The sequence below is a fragment of the Bradyrhizobium cytisi genome (genome assembly GCF_008123515.1).
GTDB lineage: Bacteria > Pseudomonadota > Alphaproteobacteria > Rhizobiales > Xanthobacteraceae > Bradyrhizobium > Bradyrhizobium cytisi.
On sequence record NZ_VSSR01000081.1, the window covers coordinates 23161 to 40463 of the forward strand.

Sequence of the window (17303 nt, forward strand, 5' to 3'; positions counted from 1 at the left end):
CGGGATTCCCCGGGTATTAACCTCTGAGAAGCCGCTGGAATCCGGCGGCTTTTCGTATTTCCGGGGCTGTGGAAGAACCTTGGAAAACATGCGCCACATCGCTTGCCAGACCCGGATCGCTTTGCTAAACGACCGGCCTCGCAAGGCATTGACCGCCTTTCGGGCGCATAGCTCAGTTGGTAGAGCAGCTGACTCTTAATCAGCGGGTCCCAGGTTCGAGCCCTGGTGCGCCCACCAAGCATTCCAAAGACTTACGACGGGGTCGCGTAGAACGGTGAGAGAACGTTCGACCACGCGTTGAGGGTCAATCGGCCAAACGTTTGAGAATTACACCCTCAGTGGTCGGTGTTGCGCTAGCCCGCCGCGCGATTGCAGGCTTACGTGCTGCGTTGGCAGCAGCACTATCGCGCGGAGTAGCCCGAACAACGGCGCATACTCAAGGCATCACACCCAGCCACCATCGACGATATAGTGCTGGGAGGTGCAGGCGGAGGCCTCGTCGGAGGCGAGGAACACGGTGAATTTCGCGACCTCGTCCGGCACCAGCCTGCGCTTCAGGCACTGTCGCTGCTGAAGTTCGATCTCGCCCGCCGGCGTCATCCATTTCTCGAGCTGGCGCTCGGTCATGATCCAGCCCGGCGCGATCGCGTTCACGCGGATATTGTAGGGACCGTAGTCGCGCGCCAGCGAGCGCGTCAGGCCGATCACGCCTGATTTGCTGGCGGTGTAGGCGGCCATGCCACCTTGTCCGGCGATCCACGACACCGAGCCGAAATTGATGATGGCCCCGGCATTCGCAGCCTTCATGTCCGGCAGCACGGCTTGCGACGCAAAGAACTGGTGTTTCAGATTTACCGCGACGCGGTCGTCCCAATATTCCGGCGTCATCTCCTCGGTGTTGTGCCGTTCGTCATGGGCGGCGTTGTTGATCAGGATATTGATCGCGCCATGCGTCTTGCGTGCCTTCTCCACGCCGGCGCGCAGTGCGGGGATGTCGGTCAGGTCGACGTGCTGGAAATGCGCAGCCAGTCCCTGATCGGATAGCTCGCGCGCCAGGCGTTGACCCTCCTCGACCTTGATGTCGAAGAACACGACCTTGGATTTCTGCTCCGCGAAGCGCCGCACGATCGCAGCGCCAATCCCCGCCGCACCTCCGGTGACGAGCACAACCTTGCCGGCGAGGTCGGAATAGATGGCAGCCATGGGCACCTCTCAGCTTGTTTCGGGTGACGCGACGGGCCGCCCCGATTCTTTTCCAGACCTTAGCCATTCCCCGCGTGAGGTGCATAGGTCAGAATTTTAGTTGCGTACCTCAGAAACTGAGGGCAGGATTGCAGCCAACGAATAAAAGCCGGTTGGGAGGATGTGATGAGACTGCTCGGGAAGCTGGGACTCGCCGCGACTGCATGCTTGCTTGGCGCCAACGTCGCCGCAGCCGACACCACGGTGAAATGGCTCCACATCGAGGTTAATCCAGCCCAGGTGAAGATCTGGGAGGAGGTCGCACGCAGCTATGAGGCGTCGCATCCGGGCGTCAAGGTCGAGATGCAGTTCCTCGAGAACGAGGCCTATAAGGCCAAGCTGCCCACCATCCTGCAATCCAAGGACCGGCCGAACATCATCTACAGCTGGGCCGGTGGCGTCCTGAAGACACAGATCGAGGCCGGGGTCCTCGACGACATCACCGATCAGGTGAAGGGCTACAGCGACAGTCTCACGCCGGCAGCGCTCGCTGCATTCACCAGCAATGGCCGCGTCTATGGACTGCCCGTCGCGCTGTCGCAGGTCGGCTTCCTCTGCAACAAGGACCTGATGGCAAAGGCGAAGGTCGATCCCGCCGGGATCAAGACCTGGGACGATCTGCTTGCCGCCGTGAAGACGCTGAAGGCAGCCGGTGTCACGCCGATCGTGGTCGGTGGCGCCGACAAATGGCCGCTGCACTTCTACTGGACGCATCTTGCAGTGCGCGTCGGCGGCAAGGCGGCCTTCGATGCGGCGCTGCGCGGCGAGAACGGTGGCTTTGCCGGCGAAACCTTCCAGAAATCCGGCGAGCTGTTCAAGCAGCTCGTTGATCTCCAGCCGTTCCAGAACGGTTTTCTCGGCTTCAAGAACCCGCAGGCCGTCGGCTATTTCGGCGACGGCAAGGCCGCGATGACGCTCGCGATCTCGACCGTCTATAATTTGCAGCGCGCGCTTGCCGCCGACAAGGTCGGATTGAGCGAAGACAAGATCTGCTGGTTCGATTTTCCGGTCGTCGCGGGCGGCAAGGGCGCGCCGACCGATACGCTGGGCGGCATCACCGGCTGGCTGATCACCAAGGACTCCCCCAAGGAAGCGGTCGATTTCCTGAAGTACTTCGTCTCGAAGGACGTGCAGACGCGGCTTGCGGCGGGCAACTACATTATCCCCGTGGTCCAGGGCGCGGACGCCGGCCTCAACAACGCCTTCATGAAGCTGATCGCGGCCAATCTCGCGAAGTCGAACTACCACCAGAACTTCTATGACCAGAGCCTCGGCCCCTCGGTCGGTCGCGTCGTCAACGATGTCACAGCGGAGATCGCCGGTGGCAGCATGAGCCCGCAGGACGCAGCCAAAGCGATCGAAGCGGCGCGGAAGCAGGGCAACTGACGATGACGCGGCGGATCGCGATCGTGTCGGCGGTGGGCGTTACCGGCGAGACGGTCCCGCAGGCCACGACACGCGGCCCGAGCTGGGACGGACGCTTCACCGTCCTGATCCTGTTCCTGCCGCCGGCATTGCTGCTGTTCACGCTATTCGTGGTTCTGCCGATCGGCGAGGCGGCCTGGTATTCGGGCTTCAACTGGAATGGATTCGGCCGGCCGACCAACTGGATCGGCTTCGACAATTACCGCTTCGTGCTGGAGACACGCGCTTTCTGGCTCGCGCTGCGCAACAACGGACTGATCATCGCAGTCTCGCTCGCGGTCCAGCTGCCGCTGGCGCTCACGCTGGCCCTGATGCTCGCCGAACGCTTTCGTGGCGCGGTGGCGCTGCGCATGCTGTTCTTCATGCCCTACATCCTGGCCGAGATCGCGACCGGGTTGATCTTCTCTTTTGTTTACGACGGAGACTACGGACTGGTTGCCTCGATCTGGCGCACATTCGGCGCCGAGGCGCCGCATCTGCTGGCCTCGACCGACACCGCGATGCTGGCGGTGCTGATCGTGATCGTCTGGAAGTACTTTGGCTTCCACATGATGCTGTTCATCGCGGCGCTCCAGAGCCTCGACAAGAGCCTGATCGAGGCGGCGCGGATCGACGGCGCGACGCGCTCGCAAGCCCTGCGCCATGTGGTCATCCCCTTGCTCTATCCGACGATCCGGCTCTCTGTGTTCTTCGCCGTCGTCGGCTCGCTGCAGCTGTTCGATCTCGTCATGCCGCTGACGCGCGGGGGGCCTGCGGATTCCTCCAACACGATGGTGAGCTTCCTCTACAACAACGGCATCTCGCGCATGCGGGTCGGCTATGGCAGCGCCATCGGCGTCATCCTGTTCGTGATCTGCGTGACCTTTGCCTTCACCTACAAGCGATGGTTCATGCGCGATGAGTAGTGCCGAGACCACCCGCGCGCCGTTCGATCCCGCCGTGCTGTTCAAGGCGGCGTTCCTCGCCGTCGTCGCCATCTTCGTGCTGGTGCCGCTGCTTGCGACCTTGCTCGGCGGCTTCAAATCGCTCGGCGAATTGCGCGTCAATCCATTCGGCTGGCCCACGCACTGGGAATGGCAGAATTATGCCGACATCCTGTTCTCCGGCCGTTACTGGCAGCTCTTGCGCAACTCGCTGATCATCTCGACGCTCACGGTGACATTGACCCTGATCACAGCCTCGATGGCGGCGTTCACCTTCGCCCATGTCAAGTTCTACGGCTCGTCGATGCTGCTGAGCTACCTGACGCTCGGCCTGCTGTTTCCGGCGGCGACCGCCGTACTGCCGTTGTTCATCAAGGTGCGCGATCTCGGACTGCTCGATACTTACTTCGGCGTCGCGCTGCCGCAGGTGGCCTTCAGCCTTGCCATGAGCGTGCTGCTGCTGCGGCGCTTCTTTAGGGATATTCCCCATGAGCTGCTCGAAGCAGCGCTGGTCGATGGCTGCAGCTATGTCAAATTCTTCCGCTACGTGACGCTGCCGCTGTCGCGGCCGATCCTGGCGACCGTCGGCACCATCACCTTCGTCAACAGCTGGAACGCCTATCTGCTGCCGCTGGTGATGCTCAACACCGATGCGCTCTATCCCTGGCCGCTCGGCATCATGGTTTACCAGGGCGAGTATTCGTCCGAGTGGCACCTGATCCTGGCCTTCATCACCCTCACCATCCTGCCGACGATCATTCTGTTCCTGCTGGCACAGAAGCACATCGTCGCCGGCCTCACTGCAGGCGCGGTCAAGGGATGAACGGTACCTCACGGAGATCACAATGAGAAAAGTCGGCGTCGGAATCATCGGCTGCGGCAATATCAGCACCGCCTATCTGAAAGCGGCCCAGCGCTTTCCGGTCATGGAGATCAAGGCGCTCGCCGACATGCGCAGCGACGCGGCCGAGCGTCAGGGTGCCGCCTTCGGGCTGCCGGCGATGCGGGTCGACCAGCTGCTCAAGCGCGACGACGTCGAGATCGTCATCAATCTCACCGTGCCGCTTGCCCACACCGACGTCAGTCTCGCGGTGCTGAATGCCGGCAAGCATGTCCATTCCGAGAAGCCGCTCGGCATCAACGTCGCGGAGGCCCGCAAGGTGATGGACCTCGCCGCGCAGAAGGGCCTTCGCGTCGGCTGCGCGCCCGACACGTTCCTCGGCGGTGGGCACCAGACCGCGCGCAAGCTGATCGACGACGGCGCTATCGGCACGCCGGTGGCGGGCAGCGCCTTCTTCGGCTGTCCCGGCCACGAGCGCTGGCATCCGGCGCCGGGATTTTATTACTTGCGCGGCGGCGGACCGATGCTCGACATGGGGCCGTATTACATCACCGATCTCGTGCAGCTGCTTGGCCCGGTGGCGAGTGTGATGGGCTCGACCGCGCGCCCGAAATCCGAACGTCTGGTCACCAGCCAGCCGATGAACGGCACCTTGATCCCGGTCGAGGTTTCGACCCATGTCGCGGGCACGCTCGAATTCGAGAGCGGCGCGGTCGTCTCGATCGCGATGAGCTTCGATGTGCCGAAGCACCGGCACGCGCCGATCGAGATATTCGGCGACAAGGGCAGCATGGTGGTGCCGGACCCGAACCGCTTCGGCGGCGAGGTGCAGGTCGCGAAGACCGGCGGCGAATGGGAGACGGTGCCGTTGACACACGGTCATGTCGAGGGCGAATTCCGTTCCATCGGCGTCGCCGACATGGCCTCCGCGATCCTGAACAACCGGCCGCATCGTGCCAGCGGTGCGCTTGCCTTCCACGTGCTGGAGGTGATGGAGGCGTTCCAGACCTCCGCCGACGAAGGGCGGCGCATCAAGATCGAGAACCGCGTCGAGCGGCCGGCGATGCTGCCGGCCGGGCGTGAAACCGGACAGATCGACTGAGGGAATGACCATGCGCAAGGCATTGATTGTATGGGGCGGCTGGCCGGGACACGATCCCGATCTCTGTGCCTCGATGATCCGCGGCTGGCTGAAGGCGGAAGGCTTCGAGGTCCGGATTGAAACGACGACGGAGGCATTCGGCGATCCTGCGATCCATGATCTCTCGTTGATCATCCCGATCTACACCATGTCGAAGATCGAGAAGGCGGACGCGCTCAATCTCTGCGCGGCGGTGCGTGGCGGCGTCGGGCTCGCCGGCCATCATGGCGGCATGTGCGATGCGTTCCGCGAGTCCGTCGACTATCAGTTCTTGTGCGGCGGGCAATGGGTCGCGCATCCCGGCAATATCATCGACTACAAGGTCGACGTGACGAAGCCTGATGATCCCGTCATGAAGGGCCTGAAGAGCTTCGAGCATCGTTCCGAGCAGTACTACATGCATGTCGACCCCGCCATCGAGGTATTGGCAACGACGACCTTTACCGGCGAGCACGCATCCTGGATCGACGGCGTGGTGATGCCGGTGGTCTGGAAGAAGCGATACGGCGCGGGCAGGGTGTTCTATTCCTCGCTCGGCCACCGCGCCTACGAGCTCGACGTACCGGAGATCCGGACGTTGATGACCCGCGGCATGCTGTGGGCGGCGCGCGAATGACAGCTGGCGCGACGCAGCCGGCGGTTCGCGCCACGCTGGAGGACGTCGCACGTGCGGCGGGTGTTTCGCTTGCCACCGTCGATCGCGTTGTCAACCGGCGCGAGGGCGTGCGCGCCAAGACCGTCGCGCGTGTCGAGGCCGCCGTCGCCAAGCTCGGCTACCGCGCGGACGTGGCGGCCGCACGGCTCGCACGCGGGCAGAGTTTTCGCTTCGCCTTCGTGCTGCCATCCGGCAGCAACAGCTTCATGACCAACCTGACTGAGCAGGTCCAGCGCACCGCGGACTGGCTCGCCGGCCAGCGCGGCTTCATCGATATCCTTCATGTCGACGTGTTCGATCCGGATGTGCTGGCCGGCGCGCTGGAAAACCTGTCGCCGGCCTATCAGGGCGTCGCCGTCATAGCGCTCGACCATCCCAGGGTGCGTGCCGCGATCGACGAGCTCACCGCGCGCGAGGTCGCCGTGGTGACCCTTGTGTCGGACGCGCCGAGCTCGCGCCGCCTGCATTATGTCGGTATCGACAACCCGGCCGCCGGGCGGACTGCCTCGACGCTGATGGGGCGTTTCCTGGCCGGGCGCGAGGGGACGGTCGCAGTGATCGCGGGATCGTTGTCGCTGCGCGATCACACCGAGCGGCAGTTCGGCTTCCACCAGATCCTGTCCAGCGAATATCCGAACCTGCGCGCGCTACCGGTCATCGAGGGCCGCGACGACAGCGAGCGAACGCGCCAGCTCACCGCGGCGTTGCTCGCGCGTCATGCCGATCTCCGCGGCATCTATTGCTGCGGTGCCGGAAACCGTGGCATCGCCGATGCGCTCGAGGCCTCCGGCCGCGCGCGCGAGGTGGTCTGGATCACCCATGAACTGACGCAGTACACGCGGCGTTTCCTGGTCCGCGGCACCCTCGATGCCATCATCAACCAGGACCCGGGCCATGAGGCACGGTCTGCGGCGCGCGTCCTGCTCGCGCATTGTTCCGGCGAGCCGATCAGCCCCGATCAGGAGCGCATCCGCATCGACATTTTTCTGCGGGACAATCTGCCGTAACGTCGGGCATTGTCGCGGCAACTCCTGGTCTTGCGCCTCAACTCCACCGTATGGGTTTGCCGCCTTGCTTCGCACTTTCCTCGGCGAGGATCGCGATGCGCGTGGCGCGCAGGGCATCCTTCGCCGAAATCTGCAGGGCTTCGCCGCGCGCGAGGTGATCGAAGGCGAAGGCGGCAGGCGGGGCGCCCGGGGGAAGGTCGACGTCGCGTCGAGGGCGTGTCGCCGTTTCAACGAGGAGCCTGTTTTCCGCGAAGAGAACGTCCGCGCGCCCGCGTGTCCCTGAGATCCGCATGGCATAATCGCCATGGCGGGGAGAAGCTTCCGGCTGAATCCAGTCCACTTCGATCGAAAATTGCGGGCCGTTGTCGCATGCGAGGATGGCGCGTCCCAAAGCGGGAAAGCTCGTCGTGCCGGCCGCCGGGGTGGGCGAGACCCAGCCGCTGATCGTGCCGCTGGTGTGCCCTGTCAGCCAAAGTGCAAGATCGATGTCGTGGACCGTCAGGTCGGCGAGGATGCCGCCATAGGTCGATGGCTCGAACATCCATGCCGGACGACGGCTTGGCGCGAGCTTGTGCGGCCCGGTCGAGTTGATCGATACGATGTCTCCTAACTCGCCACCTTCAAGGACCGAGCGGAGCGCGAGTGTGACCGGATAAAAGCGCTTCTCGAGCAGAAGCGTCAGCAGGTTGCGCCCGGCAAGGGCGTTCTCAATCAGGGCGAGCTGGGGAAGCGTCACCGCCATCGGCTTGTCGACGATCGCAAAAATATTCCGGCGCAGCAGTTCAGCGACGATCGGCGCTCGAAGACCGAACTCAGTGAAAACAGCCACGGCCTGGACCTTGTGCGCCTCCAGCAATGCGATCGGGTCAGCATAGCCGGGAGACTGCGTGCGTCGCTCGAGCTCGGTGAGGCGGGCGGCATCGTGATCGGCGACCGCAGCGATCCTGACGTCGGTCCTGACAGCGATCTCCGAGAGCACGTATTCGACATGCGGATGAGCCGCACCAATGATGGCAATGTCGAGCATGGAAGAGGCATCACCTGGCATCGAGGGCCATCTCCGGCAAGACGTCGTTGGGGGTGACGACCCGGCCTTCCGCGGCCGAGCGATAGATCGCGGTGACGACGCGCGTAGCCTCGAATCCATCCCTGAACGGAGTGGCGGGTGCCCGTCGCTCCCGGACCGCCTGGACGAAGTCGCGCCATTGCGCGATATGTCCCTCGATTCCGATCGCCTTGGGATCGTTGGCGGCACTTCCTGGTCCCGTCGCGCTCGCAGGCTGCGGGATATCGGGAAAATCCCAGCGGACGATGCGGTCGTGTGCAAGCTCGCAGCTGCCCCGATCGGTGAACAGGCGCAGCATGGCCGGCCGCCCCGGCGGCAGTGCCGTGCTCGTCACGATCACGCCCAAAGTGCCGGATGCGAAGGACAGCAGCGCCGCCGTCGTGTCCTCGATCGCGTGAGAATGTCCGAGCGTCGCAGTCTTGCCTTGAACGCTCGCCACTGGTCCGAACAGCCAAAGCATCAGGTCCAGATTGTGGACGCCCTGGTTGAAGAGCGAGCCGCCGCCGTGACCGGCTTCGGCGCGCCACGGCTTCTCCGCATAGTAGGCGTCGGAGCGATACCAATGGATCGCCGCCTCGATCAGGCGCGGTTGTCCGAGGCTGCCTGCGTCGAGCTGCTTCTTGATCGCCAAATGTTGCGGTTCGAGCCGGCGCTGCGAGACCACGCCGCAGGTCAGCTGCGAGCTCTCGGCCGCACGGACCAGCGATGCGGCCTCGGCGGGATCGACGCAGAGGGGTTTCTCGACCAGCACATGTCGTCCGGACCTGATGGCGGCAAGTGCTGCGTCATGATGAGCGCCGCTCGGAGTGCAGACAACGACGGCGTCGATGTCTGCACCGGCCAGCATGGCGTCGGTGGTTGCAAATGCCGGAACAGGCGCGCCGTCGATGCATGCGGCAATCTGCTCGGGGGTCCCGCCGGCGACAGCGGCCAAAACTGTCTCGTCGAGCGCCCTGATCGCCCGCGCGTGTGTTTCACCGATCGCCCCTGGACCGACCAACCCGATGCGAAGTTGGCTCATCTCAATTCCTCAATGCTTGGCTGGAAAGGGTTGACCAGCGACATAGACGGTCTCGGGAATGATGGACCCGTCGTCTCCGAGACGAAATCGAAGCAGATCCGCCGGCGCGCCGACTGTCAGAGCTGGCAGCTGGAATGGTGTGCGTGGATTGATCGTTGCCAGCCTGAGTGCCTCGGCCAGCGTCAAGCCGGCCACTCGCCTGGCCGTCGCGACCCCGAACGGAAGGCTGGCTGCTGCGCCCGCCAGAAACGGCGTGCCGGCGACCTCCAGCCGGCCGTTCGCCTTCAGCTCGACGCGTCCGCCCACCGGCACGTCATAGATCGCCGGCGGACAACCCGCGAGCGCGACGGCGTCTGAAACCAGCATCGATCGTTCGAGGCCCTTTGCGCGCAGCATGGCCTTGAAGGTCTCGGGCGGAAGGTGGTGGCCATCGGCGATGAAGCTCGCCCAGAGCCTGTCTTCCGCCAACTGCGTCCAGATCGGATTGGGGTGCCGCGGCAGCTGGGCCGCGATGCCGTTGCCAAGGTGCGTCGACAACATCGCTCCAGCCTCGACCGCGGCGGAGATCTGAGCTGTCGTAGCATCGGTATGGCCGAGCGCGACATGAACTCCGCGCGAGCGAAGCCCTCGCACATAGTCGGCCGTCTCCGGCCAGTGCGGTGACAAGGTCACCAGGCCGACGAGGTTTCCGCTGGCGGCTTGCCAGGCGTCGAACTCAGCGAGATCCGGTGGTCTGACGTGTTCGGCCGGGTGCGCGCCGCGAGGACCGTCCTCCGGTGCGATATGGGGCCCTTCAACATGGACGAAGGGGATCGCGTGCCTGACCAGCGGATCGCTGTCGCGCGCCTGTGCGATCGCCTTCAACGCATCGATGAGCGCAGCGCGTGATGCCGTGATCAACGTCGGAGCAAAACGCGAAACGCCGCTGCCATGGACGGCCAGGGCGAGATCGCGAACCGTCTGCGGATCGGTGCCGCCATTGAGGTCATGGCCGCCGAAGCCGTTCAATTGCAGATCGAACAGTCCGAGCGACAACCAATGCCCGTCATCAGGGCCGCCGGGGGCGATGCCTGAAATATGGCCATCCATAAATGTGATCGTGCGAGGTTGCCCGGTCTCCGGATCGCGACCCCAGACCTGTGTCGTAACCTCGCTCATGCGCGTGCCGGTGCTTGCAGTGAAAGCCGTAGTGGTGCGGAATCACGGTCGAGATACAGCGTGCATCGCGGATGCGTACGCAATGCGCTCGCCGGACAGGCAGCACCTATCGGGCCGTACAGGGACTGCTCGACGGCGGCGCGCTTGGCCGCGCCGGGCACTACGCAAAAAAGCTGATGAGCGTCCAGCAATCGAGGGATCGTCAGGGTGATCGCGTGTGTCGGAACGTCGCCCAGAGTCGCAAAGCATTTGTCGTCAACCTGCTGCTGACGGCAGATCGCGTCGAGCTCGACGATCTTGACCTGCCTGGTGTCGTGCAAATCCGCGACGGGCGGATCGTTGAACGCCAGATGCCCGTTGACGCCGATGCCGAGGCACACGATGTCGATCGGGGCCTCGGCCAGAAGGGCGGTGTAGCGCGCCGCCTCGCGGTCCGGATCTAATTCTTGTCCGATCAAATGGGCGGCACCCAGAGGGACGCGCGAGAAAAAATGGCGGGTCAGCCACACTCCGAAGCGCTCGGGTGCGTGCGCCGGAAGCCCGAGGTATTCGTCCATGTGGAACGCGATCACGCGTCGCCAATCGACATCGCGCTCTGCTGCCAACGCGTCCAGCATCTCTGCCTGGCTCGGAGCGGCGGCGAACACCATCCTCACCCTGTCTTGCCGCGCGAGGCGATCGCGCAGCGCGGCTGCGATGTCCAAAGCCGCAGCCCGGCCCATCGCATCCCGCGTCTCTGATATCGCGATCCCTGGAGCGACCGAAGCCATCATGCTCATCCGTGGTTCTTGCCGGGGCCCGTCACTCCGCGCGATCGAGGATGTAATGCAATCGGTTGCATGTCAAGCTTGCGCCCCGGCGACGATCAAGGCATGTGTAGTGTCGAGATCCCGCATAGGAGACGCCCCCGGTGAAACGCGATTCCGACGGCAGGGAGCAGCGTGCCAAGATCGCGCCGACCATCAGTCAGGTCGCAAAGATCTCCGGGGTCTCGCGTGCAACCGTATCGCGCGCCTTCACAAGACCCGGAATGCTGAGCGAGGAGACCGTCCGGCGCGTCAAGGCTGTCGCCGACAAGCTGGGATATGTGCCCAACCAGGTCGCGCGCGCACTTTCGACCGGGCGGCATGGCAATGTCGCGCTCATTGTCTCCGACGTTGCGAATCCGTTCTTTCCACCTTTGATCAGAGCGGCCCAGCTTCATGCCGACAGGGCGGGACTGTGCGTCTTTCTGGGCAATTCGGACGAGGATCCCGCCCGTGAGGAGTTGCTGCTCGGCCGCTTTATCGGCCAGGTGGAAGGACTTGTCCTCGCCTCGTCCCGCCTGGACGAAGCGCAAATCCGGATCTATGCGGCGCGCCGTCCGCTGGTGCTGATCAATCGCGATATCGAAGGAATTACGCGGGTCTTGATCGACACGGCACCAGGCGTTGCAGCCGCGATCGCACATCTTGCCGAGCTCGGGCATCGGCACATCGCCTATGTCAGCGGCCCCACGACGTCATGGTCCAACCAGCAGCGGCGCAACGCGGTCCGCAAGGAGGCGGCGAAACGCGGGCTCAAGGTGATCGCCATTCCGGCCCGCCCGCCCTCCTACGACACCGGCCGGCTTGCCGCCGCCCCGATCGTCGCCAGCGGGGTGACCGCGGCCATCGCGTTTGACGATCTCGTTGCCCAGGGTCTGCTGGCGGGGCTTGCTGCCCTCGACGTCGACGTGCCCAGATCGTTCAGCGTCGTCGGCTGCGATGATGTCCTCGGTGAGACCACTTACCCGCAGCTCACGACAGTGTCGGCGCGCTGCGCCGATGCCGGCGACGTCGCGGTCGGCCTCCTGCTCAGCCAGATGAGCGGTGGCGCGTCGGGCGAAATCCGCCACAAGCTGAACTCTCATCTCGTCGTTCGCGCGAGCACCGGCCCGGCGCCGGCGAAACGAAAAAGCCGCTGACGATTTGGTCAATAGCCTTCGAAAGCGGCAACGGATCGCAATTGACACGCAACCGGTTGCATGACAGCCTTTGGTCGGGATTTATGTAGTTCTGGGAGCGGGGACATGGACTTCATCGCGACATCGGTTGGCACGTTCGGATATCCAACCTCTCCCGGGAAGAAGCGTCATGCATGGCTGTCGGCTGCTGGATTGCTGGCAGTGGCTGTTGCCCTGCCAATGCTGGCGTCGCCGGCGTCAGCGGAGAAGCTGACCATCTGGAGCGGCTGGCCCGACCTCGTCCCATTCTATAAGCGCGTCGGCGACCAGCTGAAGGCGAAGTATCCCGATCTCGACATCAGCGTCGAGGCAATCGCCTTGCGTGAGCATGAGAAGCGGCTGGCGCTGTCGCTTCCATCCGGCGCGGCCGGAGACGTCATCGAGATGGAGGTCGAGGCGGCGCGATATCTGGAGGCCGGCCTGATTCCGGAGCCGCCGGCCTCGATCGTGGAGTTCGTCAAAGCCAATTACGACATGACGCGCGTGAAGACCGCCACTTATGAGGGCAAGATCTACGGCGTCCCGTTGTTCCAGGGGCAGGGCGCGCTGTTCTACAACACCGACACGTTTGCCAAGGCCGGCCTTAATTCGCCGCCCAAGACGATGGCGGACTATACGGCCTATGCGCAGAAGCTTGTCCAGCGTGACACGTCCGGTGCGCCGACGGTGAGCGGCTGGAGCCTGCGTCTCAGCGGTGGTGGTTCAGGCATTGCTGAAAAGTACTGGACGATCCTCTATAATTTCGGCGGGACGTTGCTGGAGGAGAAGGGCGGGAAGTGGCGCGCGGCCTATGCGAACGAGGCCGGCCGCAACGCGCTCAAGCAATATCTCGACAACGTCGTGACCTATCGGACGGTATCGCCTGAGATGAAGGCGGACGCTGAAGCCTTCGAGCTCGGCCAGACGGCGATGTTCATCCGGGAGTCCTGGGTGATCGGCGACATCGCCAAGAAGGCGCCTAACCTCAAATACGCGACGGCGCCGTTGCCGAAGGGAACGTTGATGGTGCCGGTGGACCTCTACGTTCCCAACAAGGGGCCGAAGAGCCAGATCGCCTGGGATTTCGTTCAGAAGGCCAATGAGCCGGAGAATCTGCTTTGGCTGCTCGAGAACACGGCGTGGGTGCCCAATCGCAAGGGGCTCGACTACTCTGCGGTCCTCGGCAAGATCCCCCAGCTCGGCGCGTTTGTGAACACGCCCGCCGACCACGTCTTCTTCACCGTTCCGGCGATCAGTCCGGCGAGCGAAATCCTCACCCGGCTCGCGGCCCGGCTCGAGAAGGCATTCACCGACAAATCGCTGGCAGGAAACGATGCCGGCATCGACGCTTTCCTGAAATCTGCGGCTGAGGAGAGCGACAAGATCCTTGCCCGGGAAGATCTGCTGGCCAAACCGTGAGATCGCATCCGATGGTCGCGACCACACAGTTGCAGCGCTAGCCGGCGGCCGCTCCGGGAGACTCCATGCGTTCCAAGCCGAAATGGCTATTTCCGGTTCTGGCGCTGCTCCCGGTTCTCGGCCTCTATGCTTGCTTGCGAATCTATCCGATCGCCGAGACACTGCGTCTCAGCCTCTTCAAGTGGAACATCATCTCGCGGCGCAAACCGTTCGTCGGACTCGACAACTTTGTCGAGCTGATGAGTGACCCGCTGTTTCTCGAAGCGATCTTCAACACCACTATCGTTGCGTTCGGCGTGCTGGTGATCACCATTCCTGTCGGGTTGGCACTCGCCGCGCTGATCAACGGCCGGCAAGGCCTGCGGCGCAGTGGCTTCTACGAAACCTCGATCTTCCTGCCTCACGTCGTCTCGCTTGTGCCAGCGGCGATGGCCTGGAAATGGATTTTCGATGCGCGGCTCGGGCCCCTCAACGCCCTGATCGGATGGTTCGGAATCCCGGCCCAGGCCTGGTTGTTCGACCCTGCCTTATCGCTGGTGTGTCTGATCGTTCTGTGCTCCTGGCAGTCGATCGGCTACGCCGTCCTGATTTTTCTGGTCGGATTGAAGAACGTTCCGGAGGCGCTGTACGAGGCGGCGCGCTTGGATGGCGCATCCGCTCTCCAGGCATTCCGTTATGTCGCAATACCTCTGTTGAGACCGGTGATGCTGTACGTGTCGGTGATCACGCTGATCTCGTCGTATAACATTTATGCGCAGGCCTTCGTCCTGGCCTCGGACGTCCAGGGCGCGCCGGGGCATCTCGTTCGCGTCCTCGTCCTCGACATGCTCGAAAACAGCTTTCGAAATTACCGGGTCGGCTATGCCGCTGCCGAAGCCGTGGTCCTTCTCGTGATCGTGCTCGTCCTGACCGGCGCGCAGTTCAGGCTGTTTCGGGATCGGAGCCGCGCGTGAGCGATCCAGACCATCCGTCCAGCGATGTTGACCGGAACGCGCCTGCTGGCCTCGCGATCGACGTCGTTCTTTTCGCTGTCGGCCTGATGATGCTGCTGCCGCTCGTCTTCCTGATCAGCAACGCGTTCAAGACGCCGCCGGAGCTGCTGGCCTGGCCGCCAACCATCATTCCGGACCGGCCGACGCTGGAGAACATCCTCGGCGTGCTGCACGAAACGCCACTGCTTCATTGGATCGGCAATACGCTCATCTTTGCAGGGATTTCGACGGCCAGCGTCGTCACCACCTCCGCCATTGCCGGCTACGTGCTCGGCAAGTTCGATCTGCCTTGGTTCCCTGCCGTCTTCGGCATCATCATCGCGACATCGGTCGTTCCCTTTGAAGTGTACATGATCCCGCTCTACCTGAACGTTCAGGCTGCAGGCATGCTGAACACGCTGCCGGGACTCCTGGTCGGTTATCTCGTGATGAGCTTCGGCATCTTCCTGGTGCGGCAATATGTGACGACGTCGATTCCCGACGAGCTGCTGGAGGCCGCGCGGGTGGATGGGGCAGGCGAGGGATGGATCTTCCTGCGGATTGTGCTCCCGCTGATGCGGGGCCCACTGGGTGCTCTCGCTGTGCTGGCGTTCTTTCAGGCCTGGACTGCGTTTGCTTGGCCGCTCGTCGTGACGACCAACAAGGATACCTATACGCTCGAAGTTGGGCTGGCGCTGTTTCAGACCGGCTTCACGGTGGATATCGGTCATCTCAGTGCGGCCGCGGCGCTCGCTCTCGTTCCCAGCGCGCTATTCTTCTCGCTGATGCGCCGAAATTTCGTGCGTGGCGTGGCTGGAACGGGTCTGAAGGAATGATCGCCACGTCCGATTGGGCCGTGATAGGAGCGCACAGGACGTGATTGAACAGGAATACGATACGATCATCATCGGCGGAGGTTCTGCTGGAGCGACGCTGGCTGCGCGCCTCAGCGAAGATCCCTCGCATCGTGTGCTGCTGCTCGAGGCGGGGCAGGATCTCCGCACCGCGACCACACCGGAACACATTCGCATCCCGAACCCCATGCGCGCCATCGGCGACGACGACTTCCGCTGGCCGAAGCTGTTGGCGCGACGCACCGAGCGGCAGCAGCCGCTGTTGCTCTGGCGTGGCCGCGCCATGGGCGGCAGCTCGACGATCAATGGCCAGATCGCAATCCGAGCCGTTCCCGACGACATCGACCGCTGGGCGGCTGCAGGCTGCACTGGCTGGTCGTGGGACCACCTTCTGCCCTATTTTTGCAAGCTCGAAACGGACAGGAATTTCCCCGACGCACCCTATCACGGCGATCGCGGTCCGATCCCGGTGTATCGCGCTCCGATCCCGGATTGGGGTAACGTCGACCGCGCACTGCGCGCGTCGGCGCTCGGCCTTGGCTATGGCTGGTGCGAGGATCACAACGCGCCAACCGGCACCGGCGTCTCGCCCTACGCCATCAACAGCGAGGGCGGCTTACGAATCTCCACCAATGACGGCTATCTGGAGCCGGCGCGTGATCGCGCCAATCTCGACATCGTCGGTTACGCGCTGGTCGACACCATTACCTTCGAAGGCAACCGGCTGCACGCCAACGGCGTCCAGGTTCGCGTAAACGATCGATCCTACGCGCCCCGCGCGACGCGTGACGTTATCCTCTGCGCCGGCGCCATCCATTCGCCGGCCATCCTGCAGCGCTCCGGCATTGGGCCCGCCGCCCTGTTGGAGAGGCTCGGCATCCCCATCCGCGCGGACTTGCCGGTGGGCGAGAATTTGCTGGACCATCCGATCGTGAACGCGCTGCTGCATTTGCGCGAAGGCAGCCAGGTCAGCACGCTGATGCACCGGCACACCAATTGCTGCCTGCGCTACTCGTCCGGCCTCGCAGGCGCCGGCGACAACGACATGATCATGATCGCCGGCAATCTTGCGCGCTCGTCGCAATCGATGGCCGATGTCACGCTGGGACGGATCGCCGTTTCCGTCTATCAGGCTTTCAGCCAAGGTTACGTTCGCATCGTCACGACGGACCCCGAGGTCGATCCGGCGGTCGAGGAGCGCATGCTGTCCGACCCTCGCGATCTCCAACGCCTGCGCGACGGCGTCCGACGCCTGCGTGATATCTGCCTGCAGCCTGCGGTAACCGATATCGCTGGCCGCGTCGACTATGGCGCCAGCGGACGCTCCATGGACGAGCCGTTCAGCGACGCCGAGTTGGATGATTGGCTGTTCGCCGAGTGCAGCGACGCGCAGCACGCCAGCGGCACCTGCAGAATGGGCGCACCGGACGATGCACGTTCAGTCGTCGATCACGAATGCCGGGTGATCGGATGCACGGGATTGCGCGTGATCGATGCCTCGATCATGCCGGAAGTGCCGCGCGCCAACACTCATTTGACCACGGTCGCCATCGCTGAGCGCATGGCAGATCGGTTGAAGGGCGTAATATAAGACGCACGTTGCGGCTCAATCAAACT

The 17303-nt window shown here is 63.7% G+C and carries 16 protein-coding genes and 1 tRNA gene; 12 read left to right on the forward strand and 5 right to left on the reverse strand.

The features are described from left to right. The first annotated feature begins 161 nt into the window (after positions 1-161). Positions 162-237: transfer RNA gene (locus FXB38_RS37665), tRNA-Lys, on the forward strand. 207 nt (positions 238-444) lie between these two features. Here the strand turns inward: FXB38_RS37665 and FXB38_RS37670 are convergent. Then, entirely contained in the window at positions 445-1203 is a 759-nt protein-coding gene (locus FXB38_RS37670; RefSeq protein WP_148755991.1) for an SDR family NAD(P)-dependent oxidoreductase, read from the reverse strand. 165 nt (positions 1204-1368) lie between these two features. Between FXB38_RS37670 and FXB38_RS37675 the strand changes: the two genes are divergently transcribed. The 6 genes from FXB38_RS37675 to FXB38_RS37700 are packed head-to-tail and all read left to right on the forward strand — an operon-like array spanning position 1369 to position 7234. After that, complete coding sequence (locus FXB38_RS37675) at positions 1369-2628, forward strand: ABC transporter substrate-binding protein (RefSeq protein WP_148755992.1); 1260 nt, start codon at positions 1369-1371, stop codon at positions 2626-2628. 2 nt (positions 2629-2630) lie between these two features. Next, positions 2631-3572: a carbohydrate ABC transporter permease gene (locus FXB38_RS37680; protein WP_148755993.1), complete on the forward strand. Its 942-nt coding sequence runs from the start codon at positions 2631-2633 to the stop codon at positions 3570-3572. After that, complete coding sequence (locus tag FXB38_RS37685; protein WP_148755994.1) at positions 3565-4413, forward strand: carbohydrate ABC transporter permease; 849 nt, start codon at positions 3565-3567, stop codon at positions 4411-4413. Before FXB38_RS37680 ends, FXB38_RS37685 begins: the two co-directional genes overlap by 8 nt. A gap of 22 nt (positions 4414-4435) precedes the next feature. Beyond that, positions 4436-5533 carry a Gfo/Idh/MocA family protein gene (locus tag FXB38_RS37690; RefSeq protein WP_148755995.1) on the forward strand — a complete coding sequence of 366 codons (1098 nt, stop codon included), beginning with the start codon at positions 4436-4438 and terminating at the stop codon, positions 5531-5533. A gap of 10 nt (positions 5534-5543) precedes the next feature. Next, complete coding sequence (locus FXB38_RS37695; RefSeq protein WP_148755996.1) at positions 5544-6188, forward strand: ThuA domain-containing protein; 645 nt, start codon at positions 5544-5546, stop codon at positions 6186-6188. Further along, positions 6185-7234, forward strand: coding sequence for a LacI family DNA-binding transcriptional regulator (locus FXB38_RS37700; protein ID WP_148755997.1), 1050 nt, complete (start codon positions 6185-6187; stop codon positions 7232-7234). Before FXB38_RS37695 ends, FXB38_RS37700 begins: the two co-directional genes overlap by 4 nt. A gap of 37 nt (positions 7235-7271) precedes the next feature. Here FXB38_RS37700 and FXB38_RS37705 read toward each other — a convergent pair whose 3' ends face one another. The 4 genes from FXB38_RS37705 to FXB38_RS37720 all read right to left on the reverse strand — a co-directional run bounded on the left by FXB38_RS37705 (position 7272) and on the right by FXB38_RS37720 (position 11258). Next, a complete protein-coding gene (locus tag FXB38_RS37705; protein ID WP_246230433.1) occupies positions 7272-8261 on the reverse strand; it encodes a Gfo/Idh/MocA family protein in 990 nt (329 codons plus the stop codon). A gap of 10 nt (positions 8262-8271) precedes the next feature. After that, the gene (locus tag FXB38_RS37710) at positions 8272-9321 is read right to left on the reverse strand and encodes a Gfo/Idh/MocA family protein (RefSeq protein WP_148755999.1); all 1050 of its coding nucleotides are present in this window, start codon (positions 9319-9321) and stop codon (positions 8272-8274) included. A gap of 9 nt (positions 9322-9330) precedes the next feature. Continuing rightward, positions 9331-10410 carry an N-acetylglucosamine-6-phosphate deacetylase gene (locus FXB38_RS37715; protein ID WP_347340262.1) on the reverse strand — a complete coding sequence of 360 codons (1080 nt, stop codon included), beginning with the start codon at positions 10408-10410 and terminating at the stop codon, positions 9331-9333. A gap of 65 nt (positions 10411-10475) precedes the next feature. Beyond that, positions 10476-11258 carry a glucosamine-6-phosphate deaminase gene (locus tag FXB38_RS37720; RefSeq protein WP_246230435.1) on the reverse strand — a complete coding sequence of 261 codons (783 nt, stop codon included), beginning with the start codon at positions 11256-11258 and terminating at the stop codon, positions 10476-10478. A gap of 131 nt (positions 11259-11389) precedes the next feature. Between FXB38_RS37720 and FXB38_RS37725 the strand changes: the two genes are divergently transcribed. The 5 genes from FXB38_RS37725 to FXB38_RS37745 all read left to right on the forward strand — a co-directional run bounded on the left by FXB38_RS37725 (position 11390) and on the right by FXB38_RS37745 (position 17277). Beyond that, positions 11390-12424, forward strand: a complete 1035-nt coding sequence (locus FXB38_RS37725; RefSeq protein WP_148756001.1) for a LacI family DNA-binding transcriptional regulator — start codon at positions 11390-11392, stop codon at positions 12422-12424. 201 nt (positions 12425-12625) lie between these two features. Continuing rightward, positions 12626-13861, forward strand: a complete 1236-nt coding sequence (locus tag FXB38_RS37730) for an extracellular solute-binding protein (protein WP_246230437.1) — start codon at positions 12626-12628, stop codon at positions 13859-13861. Between the two features lie 65 nt (positions 13862-13926). Then, a complete protein-coding gene (locus FXB38_RS37735) occupies positions 13927-14814 on the forward strand; it encodes a carbohydrate ABC transporter permease (protein ID WP_148756003.1) in 888 nt (295 codons plus the stop codon). Further along, positions 14811-15668 carry a carbohydrate ABC transporter permease gene (locus FXB38_RS37740; RefSeq protein WP_246230439.1) on the forward strand — a complete coding sequence of 286 codons (858 nt, stop codon included), beginning with the start codon at positions 14811-14813 and terminating at the stop codon, positions 15666-15668. Before FXB38_RS37735 ends, FXB38_RS37740 begins: the two co-directional genes overlap by 4 nt. Before the next feature lie 40 nt (positions 15669-15708). Then, complete coding sequence (locus tag FXB38_RS37745; RefSeq protein WP_148756004.1) at positions 15709-17277, forward strand: GMC family oxidoreductase; 1569 nt, start codon at positions 15709-15711, stop codon at positions 17275-17277. The last annotated feature ends 26 nt before the right edge of the window (positions 17278-17303 follow it).